1 protein-coding gene is annotated in these 1297 nt (G+C 52.7%); it reads left to right on the forward strand.

Going from position 1 to position 1297, the window contains the following annotated elements; all coding sequences use genetic code 11:
* Window positions 1–100 precede the first annotated feature (100 nt).
* Entirely contained in the window at window positions 101–1270 is a 1170-nt protein-coding gene (locus AOA62_RS17920) for an IS4 family transposase (protein ID WP_099549335.1), read from the forward strand.
* Window positions 1271–1297 lie beyond the last annotated feature (27 nt).

Consider the following 1297-nt stretch of genomic DNA (forward strand, 5'->3'; position numbering starts at 1 on the left):
GCGTCACTAGTGTCCGGTAAAAACCAAAGGGGGAGCTTGCTCCCCCTTGTTGTTCGCGACTGTCAGTCATAATCGGATTTTTCAGACTCGATTTTGACCCATGTTTACCAGTACCCGTTTAGCCCACCTACTCAGTGCGATCCCGCGCCAGTTCTTTCGGCAATCCACCGAAAAGCACCAGGCTGATCGCTACGTCAAACGCTGCACGAGCTGGCAATTGCTGGTGACACTGGTCAGCGGCCATATAACCCAAGCCTTAAGCCTGCGGTCCTTGGCCACTTTTTCCGAAACGCTAAGTCCGCATAGTTACCATCTTAAAGCGGGGCCCGTCGCCCGATCGACCCTGTCAGATGCCTTGAACAAGCGAAACTACCGGCCATTCCAGGATCTTTGCCAATTGCTGTTGAGCGGCATCAGCCGCCAGCAGCGCAAAGAAGTCGGTGCCATGATTAGCCTGCTTGATTCCACGTCAATCACTTTGCGCGGACCTCACTTTGATGACTGGACAGCCTCCACGAAAACCCGCATCACGCAGGGCCTGAAAGTACATGTCGGACTAGATTTGGCGCAGTTGGCCCCGGTGTACGTCAACATCACTCCTGCCAACGTCAACGACCTGAGCGATGCGCTGGAAATGCCGATTCAGGTCGGCATGACGTATGTCTTTGACAAGGGATATTGCGATTACAACTGGTGGCACCAGTTGCAGACCAAAGGAGCCTTTTTCGTCACCCGCCTGAAAAAAAACGCCAATATCAAAGTGCTGCACAAGCACTCGATCGCAGCCGAGCAAAGCCCCGTCATGACCGACGAAGTCATCCTGTTCGGAAAAAAGCATCTAGGCGGCAAGCGTCTTAATGACTACCGAGAAACGCCGGCAAGACGCGTGGTGGTAGAACGCGAGGGACACGCCACGCCGTTAATTCTGGTGACCAATGACTTCGTAAGATCAGCCGAAGAAATCGCGGGATTGTATAAAGATCGCTGGAAGATCGAGCTGTTTTTCAAGTGGGTCAAGCAACATCTGAAACTCAAACGCTTCTACGCATTCTCTGAAAACGCCGTGCGTCTGCAGATTTACAGTGCCTTGATCAGCTACTTGTTATTGCACCTTTACCATCGTCGCTCAGAATTTACCGGTTCGTTGTTTGAGCTGACGGTTCGCATATCTCATGTCCTGCACGAACGGCCCGCGACGCCAGAATTGAGGGATCGACGAAGGCAGGAGCGAGAAAAGCTGAAGGCTGCCCAAGGCAGCCTTCAGCTATGAAACATGTTTACCGGACACTAGTGACGC

This window comes from Pseudomonas sp. 2995-3 (genome assembly GCF_002742565.1).
Lineage (GTDB): Bacteria > Pseudomonadota > Gammaproteobacteria > Pseudomonadales > Pseudomonadaceae > Aquipseudomonas > Aquipseudomonas edaphica.